Origin of the sequence: Acidovorax sp., from assembly GCF_021287135.1 — a bacterium.
GTDB lineage: Bacteria > Pseudomonadota > Gammaproteobacteria > Burkholderiales > Burkholderiaceae_C > Acidovorax.
Map to the genome: position 1 here is coordinate 1 of NZ_JAJTBB010000046.1, position 18596 is coordinate 18596.

The 18596-nt window shown below is 68.6% G+C and carries 22 protein-coding genes; 4 read left to right on the top strand and 18 right to left on the bottom strand.

The window, feature by feature from the left end:
- Window positions 1-168: 168 nt before the first annotated feature.
- Together LWW96_RS10920 and LWW96_RS10925 are read right to left on the bottom strand one after the other, a co-directional pair.
- Complete coding sequence (locus tag LWW96_RS10920; RefSeq protein WP_291486870.1) at window positions 169-423, bottom strand: helix-turn-helix transcriptional regulator; 255 nt, start codon at window positions 421-423, stop codon at window positions 169-171.
- Window positions 424-430: 7 nt separating this feature from the next.
- Window positions 431-1030 (bottom strand): DUF2975 domain-containing protein, encoded by a 600-nt coding sequence (locus tag LWW96_RS10925; RefSeq protein ID WP_291486872.1) that lies wholly within the window; start codon window positions 1028-1030, stop codon window positions 431-433.
- 70 nt (window positions 1031-1100) lie between these two features.
- On the opposite strand from LWW96_RS10925, the gene LWW96_RS10930 reads away from it, so the two are divergent.
- Complete coding sequence (locus LWW96_RS10930; protein ID WP_291486874.1) at window positions 1101-1754, top strand: hypothetical protein; 654 nt, start codon at window positions 1101-1103, stop codon at window positions 1752-1754.
- Between the two features lie 25 nt (window positions 1755-1779).
- Here LWW96_RS10930 and LWW96_RS10935 read toward each other — a convergent pair whose 3' ends face one another.
- The gene (locus LWW96_RS10935; RefSeq protein WP_291486876.1) at window positions 1780-3381 is read right to left on the bottom strand and encodes a gamma-glutamyltransferase family protein; all 1602 of its coding nucleotides are present in this window, start codon (window positions 3379-3381) and stop codon (window positions 1780-1782) included.
- Between the two features lie 142 nt (window positions 3382-3523).
- On the bottom strand, window positions 3524-4507 hold the full coding sequence (locus LWW96_RS10940; RefSeq protein ID WP_291486878.1) for a tripartite tricarboxylate transporter substrate binding protein: 984 nt from the start codon (window positions 4505-4507) through the stop codon (window positions 3524-3526).
- A gap of 154 nt (window positions 4508-4661) precedes the next feature.
- Here LWW96_RS10940 and LWW96_RS10945 point away from each other — a divergent pair, with 154 nt between their 5' ends.
- Window positions 4662-5573: a LysR family transcriptional regulator gene (locus LWW96_RS10945; RefSeq protein ID WP_291486880.1), complete on the top strand. Its 912-nt coding sequence runs from the start codon at window positions 4662-4664 to the stop codon at window positions 5571-5573.
- A 17-nt stretch (window positions 5574-5590) separates the two neighbouring features.
- Here LWW96_RS10945 and LWW96_RS10950 read toward each other — a convergent pair whose 3' ends face one another.
- The 8 genes from LWW96_RS10950 to trpE are packed head-to-tail and all read right to left on the bottom strand — an operon-like array spanning window position 5591 to window position 11504.
- On the bottom strand, window positions 5591-6319 hold the full coding sequence (locus LWW96_RS10950; RefSeq protein WP_291486881.1) for a uracil-DNA glycosylase: 729 nt from the start codon (window positions 6317-6319) through the stop codon (window positions 5591-5593).
- A gap of 60 nt (window positions 6320-6379) precedes the next feature.
- Window positions 6380-7183 carry an indole-3-glycerol phosphate synthase TrpC gene (gene trpC / locus LWW96_RS10955; protein WP_291486883.1) on the bottom strand — a complete coding sequence of 268 codons (804 nt, stop codon included), beginning with the start codon at window positions 7181-7183 and terminating at the stop codon, window positions 6380-6382.
- A complete protein-coding gene (locus LWW96_RS10960; RefSeq protein WP_291486885.1) occupies window positions 7173-7337 on the bottom strand; it encodes a hypothetical protein in 165 nt (54 codons plus the stop codon). Before LWW96_RS10960 ends, trpC begins: the two co-directional genes overlap by 11 nt.
- Window positions 7338-7344: 7 nt before the next feature.
- A complete protein-coding gene (gene trpD, locus LWW96_RS10965) occupies window positions 7345-8382 on the bottom strand; it encodes an anthranilate phosphoribosyltransferase (protein WP_291486887.1) in 1038 nt (345 codons plus the stop codon).
- A 17-nt stretch (window positions 8383-8399) separates the two neighbouring features.
- On the bottom strand, window positions 8400-9071 hold the full coding sequence (locus LWW96_RS10970; protein WP_291486889.1) for a LysE family translocator: 672 nt from the start codon (window positions 9069-9071) through the stop codon (window positions 8400-8402).
- Complete coding sequence (locus LWW96_RS10975; protein ID WP_291486891.1) at window positions 9068-9652, bottom strand: aminodeoxychorismate/anthranilate synthase component II; 585 nt, start codon at window positions 9650-9652, stop codon at window positions 9068-9070. Before LWW96_RS10975 ends, LWW96_RS10970 begins: the two co-directional genes overlap by 4 nt.
- 5 nt (window positions 9653-9657) lie before the next feature.
- Window positions 9658-10008, bottom strand: a complete 351-nt coding sequence (locus LWW96_RS10980; RefSeq protein ID WP_291486893.1) for a chorismate mutase — start codon at window positions 10006-10008, stop codon at window positions 9658-9660.
- A complete protein-coding gene (gene trpE / locus LWW96_RS10985) occupies window positions 10005-11504 on the bottom strand; it encodes an anthranilate synthase component I (RefSeq protein WP_291486895.1) in 1500 nt (499 codons plus the stop codon). Before trpE ends, LWW96_RS10980 begins: the two co-directional genes overlap by 4 nt.
- Window positions 11505-11867: 363 nt before the next feature.
- Between trpE and LWW96_RS10990 the strand changes: the two genes are divergently transcribed.
- Both LWW96_RS10990 and LWW96_RS10995 read left to right on the top strand, forming a co-directional pair.
- Window positions 11868-12458, top strand: coding sequence for a chalcone isomerase family protein (locus LWW96_RS10990; RefSeq protein WP_291486897.1), 591 nt, complete (start codon window positions 11868-11870; stop codon window positions 12456-12458).
- 209 nt (window positions 12459-12667) lie between these two features.
- Window positions 12668-14278, top strand: coding sequence for a methyl-accepting chemotaxis protein (locus LWW96_RS10995; RefSeq protein ID WP_291486899.1), 1611 nt, complete (start codon window positions 12668-12670; stop codon window positions 14276-14278).
- A gap of 51 nt (window positions 14279-14329) precedes the next feature.
- Here the strand turns inward: LWW96_RS10995 and gph are convergent, their stop codons facing one another.
- The 6 genes from gph to LWW96_RS11025 all read right to left on the bottom strand — a co-directional run bounded on the left by gph (window position 14330) and on the right by LWW96_RS11025 (window position 18586).
- Window positions 14330-15031, bottom strand: coding sequence for a phosphoglycolate phosphatase (gph, locus tag LWW96_RS11000; RefSeq protein ID WP_291486901.1), 702 nt, complete (start codon window positions 15029-15031; stop codon window positions 14330-14332).
- 76 nt (window positions 15032-15107) lie between these two features.
- Window positions 15108-15407 (bottom strand): putative quinol monooxygenase, encoded by a 300-nt coding sequence (locus tag LWW96_RS11005; RefSeq protein ID WP_291486903.1) that lies wholly within the window; start codon window positions 15405-15407, stop codon window positions 15108-15110.
- Window positions 15408-15475: 68 nt separating this feature from the next.
- Entirely contained in the window at window positions 15476-16249 is a 774-nt protein-coding gene (locus LWW96_RS11010; RefSeq protein ID WP_291486904.1) for an SDR family NAD(P)-dependent oxidoreductase, read from the bottom strand.
- A 35-nt stretch (window positions 16250-16284) separates the two neighbouring features.
- On the bottom strand, window positions 16285-16788 hold the full coding sequence (locus tag LWW96_RS11015; protein ID WP_291486906.1) for a nuclear transport factor 2 family protein: 504 nt from the start codon (window positions 16786-16788) through the stop codon (window positions 16285-16287).
- Complete coding sequence (locus LWW96_RS11020; RefSeq protein WP_291486908.1) at window positions 16785-17618, bottom strand: SDR family NAD(P)-dependent oxidoreductase; 834 nt, start codon at window positions 17616-17618, stop codon at window positions 16785-16787. The genes LWW96_RS11015 and LWW96_RS11020 overlap by 4 nt, the downstream gene beginning before the upstream one ends.
- Window positions 17618-18586 (bottom strand): tripartite tricarboxylate transporter substrate binding protein, encoded by a 969-nt coding sequence (locus LWW96_RS11025; RefSeq protein ID WP_291486910.1) that lies wholly within the window; start codon window positions 18584-18586, stop codon window positions 17618-17620. The genes LWW96_RS11020 and LWW96_RS11025 overlap by 1 nt, the downstream gene beginning before the upstream one ends.
- Between the last annotated feature and the right edge of the window lie 10 nt (window positions 18587-18596).

Sequence of the window (18596 nt, forward strand, 5' to 3'; positions counted from 1 at the left end):
CACCTCCATCGCCTGGCGCGGCGCGGGCAGCGCGGGCCCGCCGTGCGGGCGCTGCCGATCCCATGCCGTGAGCACGGCCCCGTGCAGCAGCAGGGAGGCCAGCACCGCCCACGCCACACGCCGGCTGCGCGTGCGCCCCCACGCGGGGCCATGGCCGGTGTACCGCACTCAGCCGCCGGAGTCGGCCGCGGCCTCCGGGGCGCCTGCCGCGCCGCCCCCGTCGTCCACCCACGCCAGCAGGTCGCCGGGCTGGCACTGCAGGTATTCGCAGATGGCCGACAGGGTTTCAAAGCGCACGCCCTTGACCTTGCCGCTTTTGAGCAGGGACAGGTTGGCCTCGGTGATGCCCACATGGGCCGCCAGGTCGCGCGACTTGACCTTGCGGCGCACGAGCATTTCATCCAGGGTGACAACAATGGGCATGGCGTGCTCAGACAAATGCATCCGCTTCGGCCTGGAGGCGGCGCCCCTCGGCCAGCACATGGGCCAGCAGCAGCATCATCAGCCCCACCACCAGGGTGCTGACCTCAAACGGCCCCACCCCCAGCGCGATCATTCCGCCGTTCTGCCCCGACGCCAGCCACGACAGCAGCGCGGTGACCCCGACCTGGTAGAGCAGCGAGGTCACGAACATCGCCAGAAACCCCCAGCCCACGCCCCGAAACCCCGCCACGACGATGGCGCCAAACACCTCGCCCGCCAAGAAGGCACGGCAGATGCGGTGCACGCACAGCACGGTGTAGAACATGGCCGCGGCCGGAATGCACTCCAGCGCCACGCCCACCCAGCGCCAGGGCGAGTCCATGAAGGCGGGCGGGGTCAGCCCCGCGAGTTGCGCGTGCGCGGGCACCAGCCCCACGGGCATCCAGCCGCCCCAGCCGTCGGCGTGCCCGATGGCCGCCCACCGCAACAGCGACAGCGCGAACGATGCCCCCGCGCAGGTCCAGCTGAGCCCCAGCAGCCCCCAGGCCAATCGCCGAAACGACCGGCTCTGCACGGGCGACCCTGCGGTGCGTGAAGAAGAAGACATGGCACGGCTCCCCAAAAATTACCGTAAAACAATAATAATATACCGTCTCACAGAAATTCAAGTCCCCACCATGCTGCACTTGCCTGCCTCCCCCGCCCCGCGTCGGCGCTCCGCTTTCCGGCCTGCTGCCGCAGCCGCCGCTGCACTGGCCACGCTGGCGCTGGCCGCCTGCGGCAGCATTCCGGTGTCGTCGTTGTGGCAGCTGCGCCGCCTGAACCTGGAAACGCTGGACCCGGCCGCGTTGCGCGCGGCGGTGGTGCATGCCCCGGCTTTGCAGCTCGACAGCAATGCGCTGCAACTCACGGTCAGCGTGTCGCGCACGGTGCGCCAGCCCAACGGCAGCACGGCCACCGAGCGGTTGGAAGAGACCCTCCCGCTGCAGGAGCTGCACAGCACGGCCGAGCGCAGCCCGCTGGCGGGGTACGACGGCCCGCAGGCCGTGGTGCAGGTGTGGCGCATCGACCCCGCCGCCCTGCCCCGGCTGCAGGCGCTGCGCACCACGGCCCTGGCCTGGAAGGGCACCGACGACGGGAAGCGCGAACTGGGCCTGGGGCTGGAGCTGGCCGGTTGCCTGCACAGCGGCCCGCGCAACCGGGTGGTGACCACGCTGATCCGGTTTGCCGCGCCGGGCGACTATCTCCCCATCGTGCGCAACCGGGACTTGGCGGAGCTCCTGCCGGCAGAGGCGCTGAAGAAGCGGTTTCCGGACTGCCCGGCGGGCTGACCGCCGCGCACCGTTGCGTGCACGGTCAGAACGCGACGGCGTGCCCGTCCTTGCGCGGGTCGGACCCGGCGATGTAGCTGGCGCCATTTTTCAGCACCAGCTGCGCGCCGCCAAAGGCGAACACGCCGTTGCCTTGCTCCACCGTCACCTCGTGGCCGCGCGCGCGCAGTGCTTCGACTACGGCGGGGTCGAAGCCCGGCTCCACGGCCACGCCCTTTCCGCCCGTCACGCGCCAGCGGGGCGCATCGGCGGCGGCCTGGGGGTTCTGGCCGTAGCGCAGCACGCGCAGCGCCATCTGCGTGTGGCCCTGGCTCTGCATGGGGCCACCCATCACGCCAAAGGCCATCTGCGGCGTGCCGTCGGCATGCATGGCAAAGGCCGGGATGATGGTGTGCGAGGGGCGCTTGCGCGGCGCCACCTGGTTGGCGTGGCCGGGCGTGAGGTTGAAGCCGTGGCCCCGGTTCTGCAGGCTGATGCCGGTGCCCGGCACCACCACGCCCGAGCCAAAGCCCATGTAATTGGACTGGATGAACGAGACCATCATGCCGGACGCGTCGGCCGCCGCCAGGTACACCGTGCCGCCAGGGCGCGGCGCGCCGTAGGCGGGGTCGCCAGCGCGCGCGGTGTCGATCAGCGCGGCGCGGCTGCGCAGGTAGTCGGGGTTCAGCAGGGCATCGGGCTTTACCGCCATGGCGTCGATGTCGGCGTTGTACTGGTAAAGGTCGGCAAACGCGAGCTTCATGGCCTCGATGCTGGCGTGCACGGTTTCCACATCGTCCACCGGGTGTGCGCCGATGCCATGGGCGTCGAGCATGCCCAGCGCCATCAGCGCCGCAATGCCCTGGCCGTTGGGCGGGATCTCGTGAATGACCGAGTCGCCAAAGCGCTGCTGGAGGGTGCCCACCCAATCGGCCTGGTGCGCGGCCAGGTCGGCCAGGGTCATGGCGCCGCCATGGGCTTGTGCATGCGCTGCGATGCGCTCGGCGATCACGCCACGGTAGAAGGCCTCGCCCTCGGTTTCGGCAATCAGCTCCAGCGTGCGTGCATGGGCTTCGCTGCGGAAGATCTCGCCGGCCTGGGGCACGCGGCCATTCGGCATGAAGCACTCGGCGAACCCCGGCTGCGTGCCCAGCTTGGCCGCGCCCAGCGCCCACAGCCGGGCGATGGTGGGCGACACCGGGAAGCCGTTGCGCGCGTAGTCGATGGCGGGCTGGGCCAGCTGCGCAAACGGCAGCTTGCCCAGGCGCTTGGAAAGCGCCACCCAGGCCGACACGGCGCCCGGCACGGTGACGGCGTTCCACCCCGTCTCGGGAATGCCGCCCAGCTTTTCAAAATACTCCGGCGTCCACGCCGCAGGCGAGCGGCCCGAAGCATTGAGGCCGTGCAGCGCCTGGCCGTCCCACACGATGGCAAAGCCGTCGCTGCCCAGGCCGCAGCCCGTGGGCTCCACCACCGTGAGCGCCATGGCGGCGGCAATGGCAGCGTCCACTGCATTGCCGCCCGCCAGCAGCATGCGCAGGCCCGCCTGCGCCGCCAGCGGCTGCGAAGTGGAGACCACGTTGCGCCCCATGACCGCGCTGCGGTGGGAGGCGTAGGGAAGGGACCAGTCGAGGGATGGGGTATTCATAGCGTTCTGACTCTGTTGCCCCGCACAGGGCGGGCTGCATGAAACCGGCGCGGCGCAAAGCGAGGGACGCCGAGGAAGGGCCGCCCCGCACCGAGGGCGTCGTCCCCCTGGGGGGGAAGGCGCCGAAGGCGACTCAGGGGGGTTATTCAATACTTATTTTGCGCTGCCGGATCACGGTAGCCCAGCGGTTGCTGTCGGCCTGCACCATGGCGCCAAACTGCGCAGGCGTGCTGGGGGCGGCGGGCTCCACGCCCAGCTTGGCCAGGCTCTCGGCCACTTCGGTTGCCTGCACGGCCTTGGCGAAGGCCTGGTGCACCTTGGCGACCAGCGCGGGCGGCGCGCCCGCGGGCAGGTACACGCCAAACCAGGTCACCGACGCATAGCCAGGCAGGCCGGACTCGGCCAGCGTGGGCAGCTCGGGCGCCAGGGCGCTGCGTTTTTCGCTGGTCACGGCCAGCGCGCGCAGGCGGCCCGCCTTGGCGTGGGGCATGCCGGTGGGCAGCGAGTCGAACAGCACATGCGTCTGCCCGGCGATCAGGTCCGGGATGGCCAGGGCCGTGCCCTTGTAGGGGATGTGGGTCATCTCCACGCCCGCCTGGGCGCTGAAGGCCGCCGTGTTCAGGTGCACGATGGTGCCGTTGCCGCTGGTGGCGTAGTTGAGCTTGCCGGGGTGGGCCTTGGCGTAGGCAATGAGTTCGCCCACGGTCTTGACCGGCAGCGAATTGGTGACCAGCAGCACGCTGGGCGCATCGGCCACGTGGGCCACGGGCGTGAAGTCCTTGCGCGGGTCGTAGGCCAGCTTGGGCATCAGATGAGGCGAGATGGCATGCGTGCTGCTGGTGGTCAGCAACAGGGTGTAGCCGTCGGGTGCGGCCTTGGCCGCCTCGGCCGTGCCCAGGGTGCCGCCCGCTCCGGGCTTGTTGTCCACCACCAGCTGCTGGCCCAGGTCGGCCGCCACGCGCTGCGTGACCACGCGCGCCACGAGGTCGGTCGCGCCGCTGGCCGGGAAGGGCACGATCACCCGCACGGGGCGGTCCGGCCAGTTGGCCTGGGCCTGCGCAGCAGATGCCAGCACCAGCAGGCCCGCCAGGCCCCAGACACCACGGCCCCAGGAAAGTAGACGCATACCAGCCCTCCAGCCCAAAAGTTGAACACCACACCAAGCGAGTGGGCCATCTTAGGAAGCTGCGCCTTGCTTGACCACCAGCATTTCGGCAAGCGGCTTTGCCGCTGCGGCAAACCAACGCATACTGCGGCCTCGTTTGGAGAATCCGCCCCCGATGCGCGCCCACCTGCTGCAAGACACCACCCTGCGCTACTTCCTGGAAGTGGCGCAAAGCGGCTCGCTCACCGAGGCTTCGGCCCGGCTGCACGTGGCGGCCTCGGCGCTGAGCCGCCAGATCGCGGGGCTGGAAGCCCAGCTGGGCACGCCGCTGTTCGATCGCCACCCGCGCGGCATGGTGCTGACGGCGGCGGGTGAAATCCTGGCCTTGCATGCGCGGCGCAGTGCGCTGGACGCCGAACGTGCCCTGGGCGAGATCGGCGCGCTGCAAGGCCTGCGGGCGGGCCAGGTACGTCTGGCCACCTCCGACGCGTTTGCCAACGAGCTGGTGCCGCGCCTGTGCGTGGAGTTCCAGCGGACCCACGCAGGCATCCAGTTCAGCGTGATGTCGCTGCCCACCGCGCAGGTGCCCGACGCGGTGCGCAGCGGCGCGGCCGACATCGGCCTGTGCTTCAGCCGCGCGCCGCACCGGGACATCGCGGTGGCCTACCGCCAGAGCGCCCCGGTGCTCGCCCTGCTGCCCCCGGGCCACCGGCTGGCCCGCGCACGCCAGGTGACGCTGGCGCAAATGGCCGCGTACCCCCTGGCCTTGCCCCCGGCAGAAACCACGGTGCGCCAGATGATCGACATCGTCTGCAGCCGCCAGGGCCTGCAGCTGGCGCCCGTGCTCATCAGCAACCACGCCAAGACGGTACTGAACTTCGTCGCCAACGGCGGCGGGCTGTCGGTGGCCAGCGAGATCGCGGCGCGGCATCTGGTGGCCGAGCGCGCCCTCGTGGCGCGCCCCATCAGCGACCCCGGGATGGACCTGCGCGACATCGAGATCCAGACCCTGGCGGGGCGCAGCCTGCCGGTGGCGGCGCAGGCCTTTCTGGAGCTGCTCAAGGAACAGCTGCCGGGACGCGGGTAGAACGCCCGCTGGCTTGCTCAGTAACCGTGCTGCTGGCGGAAATCCCGCGCCTTGCCAAAGTGCCCGTTGCCGATGAACGGCACAGGCGGGCGCAGCGCGGACAAGGGCGACGGATGGTTGGACATCAGCAGCAGATGCCCGCGGTCCTGCGGAATGAGCGCGCGCTTGGATTGCGCATGCGAGCCCCACAGCATGAACACCACCGGGCGCGGGCCCTCGGCCACATGGCGGATCACGGCGTCGGTGAGCACCTCCCAGCCCTTGCCGGCGTGGCTGGCTGCCTGGCCCTCTTCCACCGTCAGGCAGGTGTTGAGCAGCAGCACGCCGTTTTTCGCCCACTTCACCAGACTGCCGCCCGGGTCGGGGAACGGCGGGAACGGCGTGCCCAGGTCGCGCTGCATTTCCTTGAAAATGTTCTGCAGCGAGGGCGGCAGGCGCACGCCGGGCGCCACCGAGAAGGCCAGCCCCTCGGCCTGGCCCCGGCCGTGGTACGGGTCCTGCCCCAGGATGACCACGCGCACGGCGTCGGGCGGGGTCAGCTCCAGTGCGCGCAGCGGGCGGGGCGGGAAGATGCTGGCGCCCGCGTCCACCCGGCTTTGCAGGAACGCCAGCAGCTTGTGCCCCACCGGGCTCTCGAAGAACCCCTCCACCACCGGCTGCCAGCCCGGGGCCACGGGCCAGTGGGCGGGGTTGGCATCGGGCAACTGGTCGGGCACGCGGCCGTGGGGATCCGTCTTTGTGGTCAAAATGGCCTCCAGCGCTTACCTATCAAGCGCAAGCAGCTATAAATTTAATAGCAATTCAGGTCAGGCAAAAAGCTGGGCCAGCGCCAGGCCCGGGTCGTCCGCCCGCATGAAGGCCTCGCCCACCAGGAAGGCGTGCACGCCGGCATCGCGCATCGTCTTCACATCGGCGGGTTTCAAGATGCCGGATTCGGTGACCAGCAGACGGTCGGCCGGCACGTCTTTGAGCATGCCCAGCGTCGTGTCCAGCGTGACCTCGAACGTGCGCAGGTTGCGGTTGTTGATGCCCACCAGCGGGGTCTTGAGCTGGAGCGCACGCTCCAGCTCGGGCCGGTCGTGCACCTCCACGAGCACGGCCATGTCCAGGCTGTGGGCAATGGCCTCGAAGTCTTTCATTTGCGCATCGTCCAGGCAGGCCGCGATCAGCAGGATGGCGTCGGCGCCCATGGCGCGCGATTCGTAGATCTGGTACGCATCCACCATGAAGTCCTTGCGCAGCACGGGGAGCGTGGTGCTGGCGCGGGCCTGCTTCAGGTAGTCGGGCTGGCCCTGGAAGAACTGACGGTCGGTCAGCACCGACAGGCAGGCCGCGCTGACCTTGCCGTCGCCTTCCATGTAGCTCTGGGCGATGTCGGCGGGCTCGAAGTCGGCGCGCAGCACGCCCTTGCTGGGGCTGGCTTTCTTGACTTCGGCAATCACGGCCGCCTGGCCCTTGGCGATCTTGGCGCGCAGTGCGCCTTCGAAGTCGCGCGTGAGCACGCGGCTTTCGGCGTCGGCGCGCATGGCGGGGAGCGGCAGGCGCTTCTTGGCGGCGGCCACTTCCTCGTGCTTGACGGCGACGATTTTGTTGAGGATGTCACTGCTCATGGTGCGTAGCCTTCGGCTTGTCGGTGGGGGAATCGGCGGGCTCGGGCGAGCCCCGCTTCAGAATGTTGGTGAACACGCGGTGCATCACGAACCCGGCCACGATGAACAGGGCTGAGACGCCCAGTGCGATCCAGGTGCCGGGGTCACGCCACATGGCGGTGTCAGGCGGCCGCGGCCAGCGCGTGCGTGCGCGTGACCACCTGCTCCAGCTTGGCCAGCGCGGCGCCCGATGCGATGGCGGCGCGGGCCTTGGCAATCCCGGCGGGGATGGAGTCGACCACATTGGCCGCATACAGCGCCACGCCCGCGTTCAGGCAGACGATGTCCTGCGCGGCGCCGGGCTCGCCCTTGAGCACGCCGATCAGCATCTCGCGCGACTGCTCGGGTGTCTCGACCTTGAGGGGCCGGTTGCTGGCCATGGCCAGACCGAAATCCTCGGGGTGGATCTCGTACTCGGTGATCTGTCCGTTCTTCAGCTCGCCCACCAGCGTGGCGGCGCCCAGGCTCACTTCGTCCATGCCGTCGCGGCCGTAGACCACCAGCGCGTGCTCGGCGCCCAGGCGCTGCAGCGCACGCACCTGGATGCCCACGAGGTCGGGGTGGAACACGCCCATCAGGATGTTGGGCGCGCCGGCCGGGTTGGTCAGCGGCCCCAGGATGTTGAAGATGGTGCGCACGCCCAGCTCCTTGCGCACCGGGGCCACGTTCTTCATGGCCGGGTGGTGGTTGGGCGCAAACATGAAGCCGATGCCGACCTCGGCAATGCACTGGGCGATCTGCTCGGGCTGGAGGTTGATGTGGATGCCCAGGGCCTCCATCACATCGGCGCTGCCGCTCTTGCTCGACACGCCGCGCCCGCCATGCTTGCTGACCTTGGCGCCTGCCGCAGCCGCCACGAACATGGAGCAGGTGGAGATGTTGAAGGTGTTGGCACCGTCGCCGCCCGTGCCCACGATGTCCACCATGTGGGTGGCATCCTTGACGTGCACCTTGGTGCTGAACTCGCGCATCACCTGCGCGGCGGCGGTGATCTCGCCAATGGTTTCCTTCTTCACGCGCAGGCCGGTGATGATGGCTGCCGTCATGACGGGCGACAGCTCGCCCTGCATGATGAGCCGCATCAGGTGCAGCATCTCGTCGTGGAAGATTTCGCGGTGTTCAATCGTGCGCTGCAGCGCTTCCTGGGGAGTGATGGGCATGGAATATCTCCTGGTATTTATGCAGAGGGCTGGTCCGTGAGGGCCAGCTTGAGCCCGAAGCCGATGAACATGGCCCCGGCCACGCGGTCCAGCCAGTGCATGCCGCGCTGGATCGCCGTGGCGCGCCGCGCCATCCACGACGCCGCCAACGCCCAGCCCGCATTGACGGGAATGGCGTTGAGGTTGAACAGCACGCCCAGCAGCAAGAAGGCCAGCGCCTTGTGGTCCGCGCCCGGCGCGATGAACTGCGGCACAAAGGCCAGGAAGAAGATGGCGACCTTGGGGTTGAGCACATTGGTCCAGAAGCCGCCCAGGAACACCTTGGAGAGCGGCGTGCGCGGTGCCGTGGCTGCCTGGGCGGCTGCCAGCGCTGCGCTGTTGCCGCCCTCGGCGCCGGGCTTGGACAGCAGCATGCGCACGCCCATCCACACCAGGTACGCCGCGCCGATCCACTTGAGCACCGTGAACGCGGTGGCCGATGCGGCCAACAGCGCACCCACGCCGACCGCCGCGGCGAAGATGTGCACAAAGCACCCCGCCGTGATGCCCAGCCCCGCCACGATGCCGGCGCGGGTACCGGACTTGAGCGCGTTGGTCACGATGTAGAGCACATCAGGGCCCGGCGTGAGGTTCAGCAGCCAGCCGGCCGCGATGAACATCACCAGCTGGTGGCCGTCGATGAAGTTCATGCACGCTGCTCCAGGAAGTTCTTGAGCATCGCGTGGCCGTGTTCGGTGAGGATGCTCTCGGGGTGGAACTGCACGCCCTCAATCGGCAGCGTCTTGTGGCGCACCCCCATGATCTCGCCGTCCTCCGTCCAGGCCGTCACCTCCAGCACGTCGGGGCAGGTGTTACGTTCAATGGCGAGCGAGTGGTAGCGGTTGACGGTGAACTTCTCGGGCAACCCGGCGAACACGCCCTTTTGCGTGGTGGTGATGACGCTGGTCTTGCCGTGCATCAGCTCCTGCGCGCGGACGATGGTGCCGCCGAAGGCCGCGCCAATGCTCTGGTGGCCCAGGCACACGCCCAGGATGGGCAGCTTGCCGGCAAAGTGCTGGATGGCCGCCACCGAGATGCCCGCCTCGGCCGGCGAGCAGGGGCCGGGCGAGACGACCAGGCGGTCAAGCTGCCCGGCGGCCAGGCGGGCCTCGATGTCGGCCACGGTGATCTCGTCGTTGCGGAACACCGCCACCTCCGCGCCCAGCTCGCCGAAGTACTGCACGATGTTGTAGGTGAAGCTGTCGTAGTTGTCGATCATGAGCAGTTTCATGGCGTTCACCCTTTCTGTGCCGTGCCGGGGGCGGCCGCGCGCAGGCGCGCGAACTCGCGGTGTTCGTAGTCGATATAAGCCTCCATCAGGCTGCGGTAGATGGCCTCGATCACGTCGGGCGGGCCGCCTTCGGCCGCAGCGCGCGCACGGACGCGGTCCACGATGGCCTGGATGCGGCCTTCGTCGCGCACCTGCGCCGCATCCTGCTTGATGCGCGCGGCCTGCGTCATGTAGCCGCCGCGCTGCACGAGCAGCGGCACAAGGATGTCATCCAGCGCGTCGATATAGGCGCGCACGTCGTCCATGGTGGTGCAGTGCTGCACGGTGTCGATGGCGCGTGAGGTCTCGCGGCTCATTCCAGGCCCTCCTCGACGAGTTCGGCGGCGCGCAGCAGCGCGCGGGCCTTGTGCTCGGTTTCCTTCCACTCCAGCTCGGGCACCGAGTCGGCCACCACGCCCGCGGCGGCCTGCACATACAGCGTGCCGTTCTTGATGATGCCGGTGCGGATGGCAATGGCGACATCCATGTCGCCCGCGTAGCTGAGGTAGCCGCAAGCGCCGCCGTACAGGCCGCGCTTGGTGGGTTCGAGCTGGTCGATCAGCTCCATGGCATGCACCTTGGGGGCGCCGGTGAGCGTGCCGGCCGGGAAGGTGGCCTTGAGCACGTCCATGCTGGTCATGCCGTCGTGCAGGATGCCTTCCACATTGCTCACGATGTGCATCACGTGGCTGTAGCGCTCCACCGCAAAAGCCTCGGTCACCTTCACGGTGCCCGTCTTGGCGATGCGGCCGATGTCGTTGCGAGCCAGGTCGATCAGCATCACGTGCTCGGCACGCTCCTTGGGGTCGTTGATCAGTTCCACCTCGGTCGCCTTGTCCTTCTCGGGCGTGGCGCCGCGCGGACGGGTGCCAGCCAGCGGGCGGATGGTGATCTTGGCGCCCTCCTCGGTCTTCTCCTGCCGCACCAGGATCTCCGGGCTGGCCCCCACCACGTGGAAGTCGCCGAAGTCGTAGAAGTACATGTAAGGCGACGGGTTCAGCGAGCGCAGTGCGCGGTACAGCGACAGCGGGGACTCGGTGTAGCGCTTGTGGATGCGCTGGCCCACCTGCACCTGCATGAAGTCGCCAGCCGCGATCAGTTCCTTGGCGCGCTCGACGGCGGCCAGGTAGTCGGCCTTGGCAAAGTCGCGCTGCGCGGGATGGCTTTCGGTGGGCTTGACCACGGGCGCGCTCACCGAGTACTTGAGCTGTTCCTTCAGTTCGCGCAGGCGCTTCTTGGCACGGGTGTAGGCCTCGGGCTGGGCAGGGTCGGCGTACACGATGAGGTACAGCTTGCCCGAGAGGTTGTCGATGACGGCCAGCTCTTCACACTGCAGCAGCAGGATGTCGGGGCAGCCCAGCGTATCGGGCGGGCAGGTGGACTCCAGCTTCTTCTCGATGTAGCGCACCGCGTCATAGCCAAAGTAGCCGGCCAGGCCGCCGCAAAAACGCGGCAGGCCGGGCCGCAGCGCCACCTTGAAGCGCTGCTGGTACTGGGCGATGAAATCCAGCGGGTTGCCGGCCGCGGTCTCGACCACCTGCCCGTCGGTGACGACTTCGGTGCGCGCCTGGGCGCCAAAGCCGCTGGCGCGCAACAGCGTGCGTGCGGGCAGCCCGATGAAGCTGTAGCGCCCGAAGCGCTCGCCGCCCACCACGGATTCGAGCAGAAAGCTGTGCTTGCCGCCGTCCTTGGTGTGCGCCAGCTTCAGGTACAGGGAAAGCGGCGTTTCGAGGTCCGCAAACGCCTCGACCATGAGCGGGATGCGGTTGTAGCCTTCGCCGGCCAGGCTTTTGAATTCAAGTTCAGTGATCACGGGGAGGACTCCCAGCTGTGGCAGCGCGGTGACCCTGTGAAAAAAGGGGCGCTGCGGTCCATTCAAACGGCCCCGCCGCTGCAGGCGGGCGCCACGGGTGCACGCTGGGGCGTCGGCCCAGGTGCCATCAGGCGTTCAATGCGGCAGGCTGACGCCAGGGCCAGGCTCCCCGGTCGCTGCAACCTGTGATGAACACGTGATGAATGAACATGCCGCAAAGTGTAGCAAAGCTTTTTTGCGCGCCCCGGCGCGGCCCGCAGGCGACGTCGCACAACCCATCGAAAACCCTGTTGCAGCGCCACCGGAAGCGGCGAACAATGGCAACAGAAACGAACGATCGTTCTTTTTTTGGAGGAGCCGCGCATGAAGTACTTGCACCAATGCGCCGTCGTGGCCGGGGCCTGTCTGTTGGTGGCGGCAAGCGCCGTGGCCCAGCCCGTGACCGTGGCGGACGTGAAATACGAGGACACCGCCCAGCTGAACGCCAGCACCCTCCACCTCAATGGCGCGGGCGTGCGCTACAAGGCGGTTTTCAAGGTCTACACCGCGGGGCTGTACCTCGAGAAGAAGGCCACCACTCCCGCCGAGGTGATGGCCCTCAAGGGCCCCAAGCGCATCAGCATCACCATGCTGCGCGAAATCGACTCGTCCGAGCTGGGCAAGCTGTTTTCGCGCGGCATGGAGGACAACCTCGACAAGGCGGCGTTCTCCAAGCTGATCCCGGGCGTGCTGCGCATGAGCCAGATCTTTTCGGACCACAAGAAGCTGCAGGCCGGCGACCAGTTCATGGTCGACTGGATTCCCGGCACGGGCACGGTGATCACGGTCAAGGGCAAGCCCCAGGGCGAGCCTTTCAAGGAGCCCGAGTTCTTCAACGCGCTGCTGGGGATCTGGCTGGGCAATGTGCCGGCCGACTGGAAGCTCAAGGACGCCTTGCTCGGCAAGCCGGCCTGACCCCTCGGACAAACCCTCACGAAATCCGGGCCCTGCGTGTCGCACGGCCGACAAGCGCGGCGCAGGCCCGCACGTAACCTTGTGTAAGCGGCCGGAGCCGCGGCGCGGCGCGGCTTCTTGCGGGAGGACACGCCATGCGCACGCCCGCGGTGCCCGCCCTGCCGGCCCTGCGTGGCCTTTGCCTTTCCAACCTTTCAGCGCTCATCACCATGAAACTCAGCCATTTTCCCGTCGGACTGCGCCTGGGCGCCTCGTTCGGAGCCATCCTGCTCATCACCGCGCTGATCGCCGCCTTGGGCATGTGGCGCATCGCCAGCCTGCAGCGCGCCAGCGAGCAGGTGGCGACGCAGGAGATCGAGCAGCAGATGCTGGTGGAGGACTGGGCGGCGGAGGTCCGCCTGAACTGGGTGCGCACCGAGGCCTTCCTCAAGGCCATCGACCGCGACTACATGGACAAGCTGGCGGCCGACACCCAGGCCGCCGCGCAAGGGGTGGACGCCAAGGTGCGGCGCATCGAAGCGCTGGTGCAGGGCGAGCCCGGCCGCGCACTGCTGGCCGCCATTGCCACCGCCCGCAATGCCTACAACGGCAAGCAGTCCGAGATCCGCGAACTCCACCGCGGCGGCGAGCCCAACGTGCCCGCCATGGTGGACAAGGACCTGCGCCCGCTGGCCGACCAGTACCTGAAGGCGCTGGACGATCTGCGCAAGGCCATGGCCCGGCAGCTGACCGAAAGCCAGGCCGACACCGCCACGCTGGCCCAGGCCAGCCAGGCGTTGCTGGGGGTGGGCACGCTGGTGGCCGTGGCGCTGGGCGCGCTGCTGGCCTGGACCGTGACGCGCTCCATCATCCGGCCGCTCCAGCAGGGCAAAGAGGCCGCCGAAAGCATTGCCAACGGCGACCTGACGCACCCCGTGGAAGCGGCCGGCCGCGATGAAACCGCGCAGCTGCTGCAGGCCCTGGCCGCCATGCAGGCGCGGCTGGCCACCATCGTGGGCAACGTGCGCCACAACGCGGAAGGCGTGGCCACGGCCAGCGTGGAGATCGCCACCGGCAACAACGACCTGTCCGCCCGCACCGAGCAGCAGGCCTCGGCCCTGCAGCAGACGGCGGCGTCGATGGAGCAGCTGGGCTCTACCGTGCGCCAGAACGCCGACAACGCGCGCACGGCCAATCAGCTGGCGGTGAGCGCCAGCACCGTGGCCCAGCAGGGCGGCGCGGTGGTGGCCGAGGTGGTGGACACCATGAAGGGCATCAACGACAGCAGCAAGAAGATCGCCGACATCATCAGCGTGATCGACGGCATCGCATTCCAAACCAACATCCTGGCGCTGAACGCGGCCGTGGAGGCCGCCCGCGCGGGCGAGCAGGGCCGGGGCTTTGCCGTGGTGGCCGGCGAGGTGCGCAGCCTGGCCCAGCGCAGCGCCGAAGCCGCCAAGGAGATCAAGGGCCTGATCGGCACCAGCGTGGAGCGCGTGGAACGCGGCACGGCCCTGGTGGACAAGGCCGGCACGACCATGGCCGAAGTGGTGGCGGCCATCCGCCGCGTGACCGACATCATGGGCGAGATCAGCGCCGCCAGCAGCGAGCAGAGCCAGGGCGTGAGCCAGGTGGGCGAAGCCATCACGCAGATGGACCAGACCACCCAGCAAAACGCCGCGCTGGTGGAGCAAAGCGCTGCCGCGGCCGACAGCCTCAAGACGCAGGCCGGCCAGCTGGTGCAGGCGGTGGCGGTGTTCCGCGTGCCGGGCGCCCACCAGGCCGCCGCAGGGCTGCCTTCGCTCTCAAAAAGAGAGCTTCCAGCGCTTGCCAATTCTTGATTTCAAGCACTTTTCCCATTCAAATCAAGAGACATCAAGCGCAAGCAGCTCCTATTTTTGGAGCAGCTCTCCCAGCGAATCCACAAACCCGTCTGCATCCACGGCCCGCACCGGCTGGCCGTGGTTGTAGCCGTAGGTGACCAGCACCACCGGGCAGCCCGCAGCGCGCGCCGCCTGCGCATCGTTGCTGGAATCGCCCACCATCAGCGTGCGCGCCGGCGCCGTGCCCAGGGCTTCGCAGGTTTTGGCGAGGGGCAGCGGATCGGGCTTCTTGCGCTCAAAGGCGTCGCCGCCGAACACCTGCGCGAAGAGCCCCCCCAGGCCCTTGGCCTCCAGCAGCGGCAGCGCAAACGCGGTGGGCTTGTTGGTCAGGCACGCCAGGCGCAGCCCGGCCGCGCGCAAGGCGGCCAGGCCCTCTTCCACGCCGGGGTACACGGCGGCGTACTGGCCGTTGATGGCCAGGTAGTGCCGCTGGTAGCTGGCCCAGGCCTGCGGGTAGAGCGCGTCCACTTGGGTAGCACGCTGCGCCACATCGACGGGCGCCAGCACGTGGTTGAGCACCGAACGCAGCAAATGCTCGGAGCCTTTTCCCACCATCGACGCGATGGCGCTCGCGCCGACGGCCTGCAGGCCCAGGTCCCGCAGCATGCGGTTCAGCGCCTCGCTGAAATCACCGAGGGTGTCCACCATGGTGCCGTCCAGGTCGATGATGGCGGCGTCCAGGCGGGACGGATCTACCGGAAGAAAGTTCACAACAGCTGAAAAGAAGTGGGAAAACCGCAAATGGTAAGGGTGCCCACGTCTCCAGGGCTACGCCGCCCCAGCCCCGTCACCCCATGCGAATGGCCTCCGCCTGGTAGATGGCTATCTGCGGGCGGCCCTCGCACCGCTCGGCCATGGCCTGCGCAAACGTCCGCGACGCCTCCACACGGAAATGCGCCTGGAGCGCCGCCAGGTCGCTCCACTGCTCCACAAACACAAAACGCCGCGGCTGCTGCACGTCGCGGCTGACCTCGTGCGACACGCATCCCGGCTCGGCCCGGGAGCGCAGCACGTGCTCCACGGCCAGCCGCTCCACCTCGGCCTCCGTGTCTGGGCGTGCGATGACGTGGCCTGTGATGATGATCATGGCGGTGGCTCCTCGGGTTGTTGTGGCGCGGACGAAGGGACGGGCGGACATAAGATTCCGCCTTGGCGCTAACGCGCGCTGGCGCCGCCGTCGATGGGGATGATGGCACCGGTCATGTAGCTGGAGGCCGGCGACGCCAACAGCAGCGCCAGCCCCTGGATCTCGCGCGGCTCGGCGATGCGGCCCAGCGGAATGTAGATGCGCATGCGTTCGGCACTCTCCGGCAGGCGCAGGCGGCCGCCGTTGATGCCGGTGGCGAAGGGGCCGGGGGCGATGGCGTTCACCAGGATGTTGAAAGGCGCCAGCTCGATGGCCGCCTGGCGCACGAGGTTGTTCACCGCGGCCTTGGAGGCCACGTAGGCGTAGCCGGAGTTCGCCTCGGACCGCATCCCCGCGATGGACGAGGTCACGATGATCCGCCCCTGCTGGCGCGGCTTCATGTGGCGCGCGGACGCGCGCAGCGTGGCCAGCACCCCCGTCAGGTTCACCTGCAACACCCGCTCCCACGCTGCCGGGTCCACGTTCTCCAGGCGCCCCGGCTCCACCAGAAAGCCGCGTCCCGCGCTCATGCCCGCGTTGGCAAACACGCAGTCGATCGGGCCCTCGGCCGCGATAGCGTCGATGTGGCGGTCCACCTCGGCGCCATCGCTGACGTCGATCACCCGCTGCTGCACCTGCGCATGCGTCTGGCGCAGGCGCTGCACTTCGGCGTCCAGCGCCTGGGCGTTGCTGTCGGACAGCACGACTTCCGCGCCCGCGTCCAGCAAGGCTTCTGCGATGGCGAGGCCCAGGCCGCTGGCGGCGCCGGTCACCAACGCCCGCTGGCCGGTCAGATCAAACAAGGCAGGCAACGAGGCCCTGGTTTCAGCACCGCGCATCAATGAGCTCCTTGCAGCGGAATGAGGTGGTCCCAGCGCTCGGTGGCCTCGATCATGTAGTGCACGCTCAAGGTGACCCGCTGAAAGAACCACTGCCCGTCCAGGCGGATGTATTCGTCGTCAAAGCGACCCACCACATAGAAGCTCTTGCCGTCCCGCACGGGCCGGCCGTCCAGGTAGCTGGACCCCGTGCCCCGGTCGCCCTGCACCTGCACGACATGGCTGTGGATGAACTGCCGGGCCGTTTGCACAGGAAACGAGGCGAAGAACGCGCGGATGTTGTCGCGCCCTTGCACCTCGGGACGTCCGCCGTAGGCCACGTACGCGCCGGGGGCAAACAGTTCGTAGAGGCGGTGGCCCGCATCCTCGTTCACGAGTTCGTGGTAGCGGGCGCGCAGTGCGCGGATGGCTTCGATGCTCTCCATCTGTTCCACGCGTTCCGCGAGTGTTCGGACCTGGTCCTGGAGAGCCGAAAGCTCGTCCGATGGGTAGGCTGCGGTCATTGAAAAGTCTCCTGGTGAATGGCTTGGAAATCGCCCATGATTTTTTGGGCGCGGTCTCTCACGGACGCACCCGTGTGTGCGTGGGGAATGACGTAGAAGCGGCGCGCGTGAATCGCCTCGACGGCGGCGCGCGCGACATCCTCGGCACTGACGGCGGAGGCGGCCATGCCGGCGCGCACCCGCTCTTCATAGGCCGCCGCCGTCGGGCCGGCCCCTGCCAAAGCGGCGGGCCGGTTGCGCTGCGACTCGTGGATGCGCGTGGCCACCAGAGAAGGGCACAGCACCGACACGCCGATGGGCGAGCCCGCCTGCTCCAGATCCTTGGCCAGGCATTCCGAGTAGGCGACGACTGCATGCTTGCTGGCGCAGTACACGGCGGAGCCCCCGACGGTGGCGAGGCCGGCGGCCGACGCGGTGTTGACGATGTGGGCCGGCGTGCCCCGGGCGCGCATGCGCGGAACAAAGCTGCGCACGCCATGCACCACGCCCATCAGGTTGACACCCAGCACCCACTGCCAGTCGTCGTCCGTGGCTTCCCAGGCTGTCCCGAGCACGGCCACGCCGGCGTTGTTGAAAAGCCAGTCCACGCCGCCCCACCGGCGCCAACTGGCCTCGGCCAGCTGCTCCACGTCCGCGGCGTCGGACACATCGCAGCGCTGCACCATGCACGCAGCGCCTGCGGCTTCCACCAGCGCCTGCGTTTGCGCCAGGGCATCAGCCTCGATATCGGCCGCCACCACCGCCATGCCTTCGCGGGCGCAGGCCAGGGCCAGCGCGCGGCCGATGCCGCTGCCCGCGCCAGTGACCACGGCGACTTGGCGCGCGGGCATCACAGGCTCGCTCCAGACTTGCGAATCACCTCGCCCCACTTGGCGGCTTCGGCCGCAACGAAGGGCACGAACTCCTCGTGCGGCATGCCCATCTTCACGCTCGAGACCGCATCCAGCGACGCCGTGACCTCGGGCGAGTTCAGTGCCCGGCCCACCGCATCGGACAAGCGCTTGACGATGGGCGCCGGTGTGTGGGCCGGGGCAAAGACACCGCCCCAGTTCATGGCCACCACGCTGGGGATTCCGGCCTCGGCCATGGTGGGCACGTTGGGCAGCACGGCCAGGCGGCCGGGGCTGGTCACGGCCAGCGCGGTGATTTTCCCGTCGCGGATCTGCGCCCGGGAGGTCTGCACGTAGTCGAACATCACATCCAGGTTCCCGGCAATCAGGTCGACCATGGCCGCCGTGCTGGACTTGTAGGGGATGTGGTTGAAACGCGCACCCGTCTCGGTTTGCAGCAGTTCCAGGCACAGGTGCGCCGACGTGCCGTTGCCGCCCGACCCGAAGTTGAGCTTTCCCGGGTTGCGCTTGCCAAAGGCAATCACATCGGCCACGGTGCTGAACTTCAGGCCGGGATTGGCGACCAGCACGTTCGCGTTCCCCGTCAGCCCGTGGATGGCCACGAAGTCCTTGACCGGGTCGTAGCGGATGTTCTTGAAGAGCGCCGTGTTCGTGCCCTGTGTCCCTTGCGTGCCGATCAGGAGGGTGTACCCGTCGGGCGCGGCCCGGGACACGAACTCGGCGCCGATGGAGCCGCTCACCCCGACCCGGTTGTCGATGACGATGGGCTGGCCCAGGTTGTCGCTCAGCGCCCGCGCGATCAGCCGGGCTTGCACATCCACCACGCTGCCCGCGGAGAACGGCACCACAAGGGTGATGGGACGCTGCGGGTAGCTGCCCTGCGCGAAGGCCGAGGGCGAGAGCGCCAGCGCTCCCAGAGAGGCCGAGAAATGGCGGCGGTTCATCATGGACTTGTCT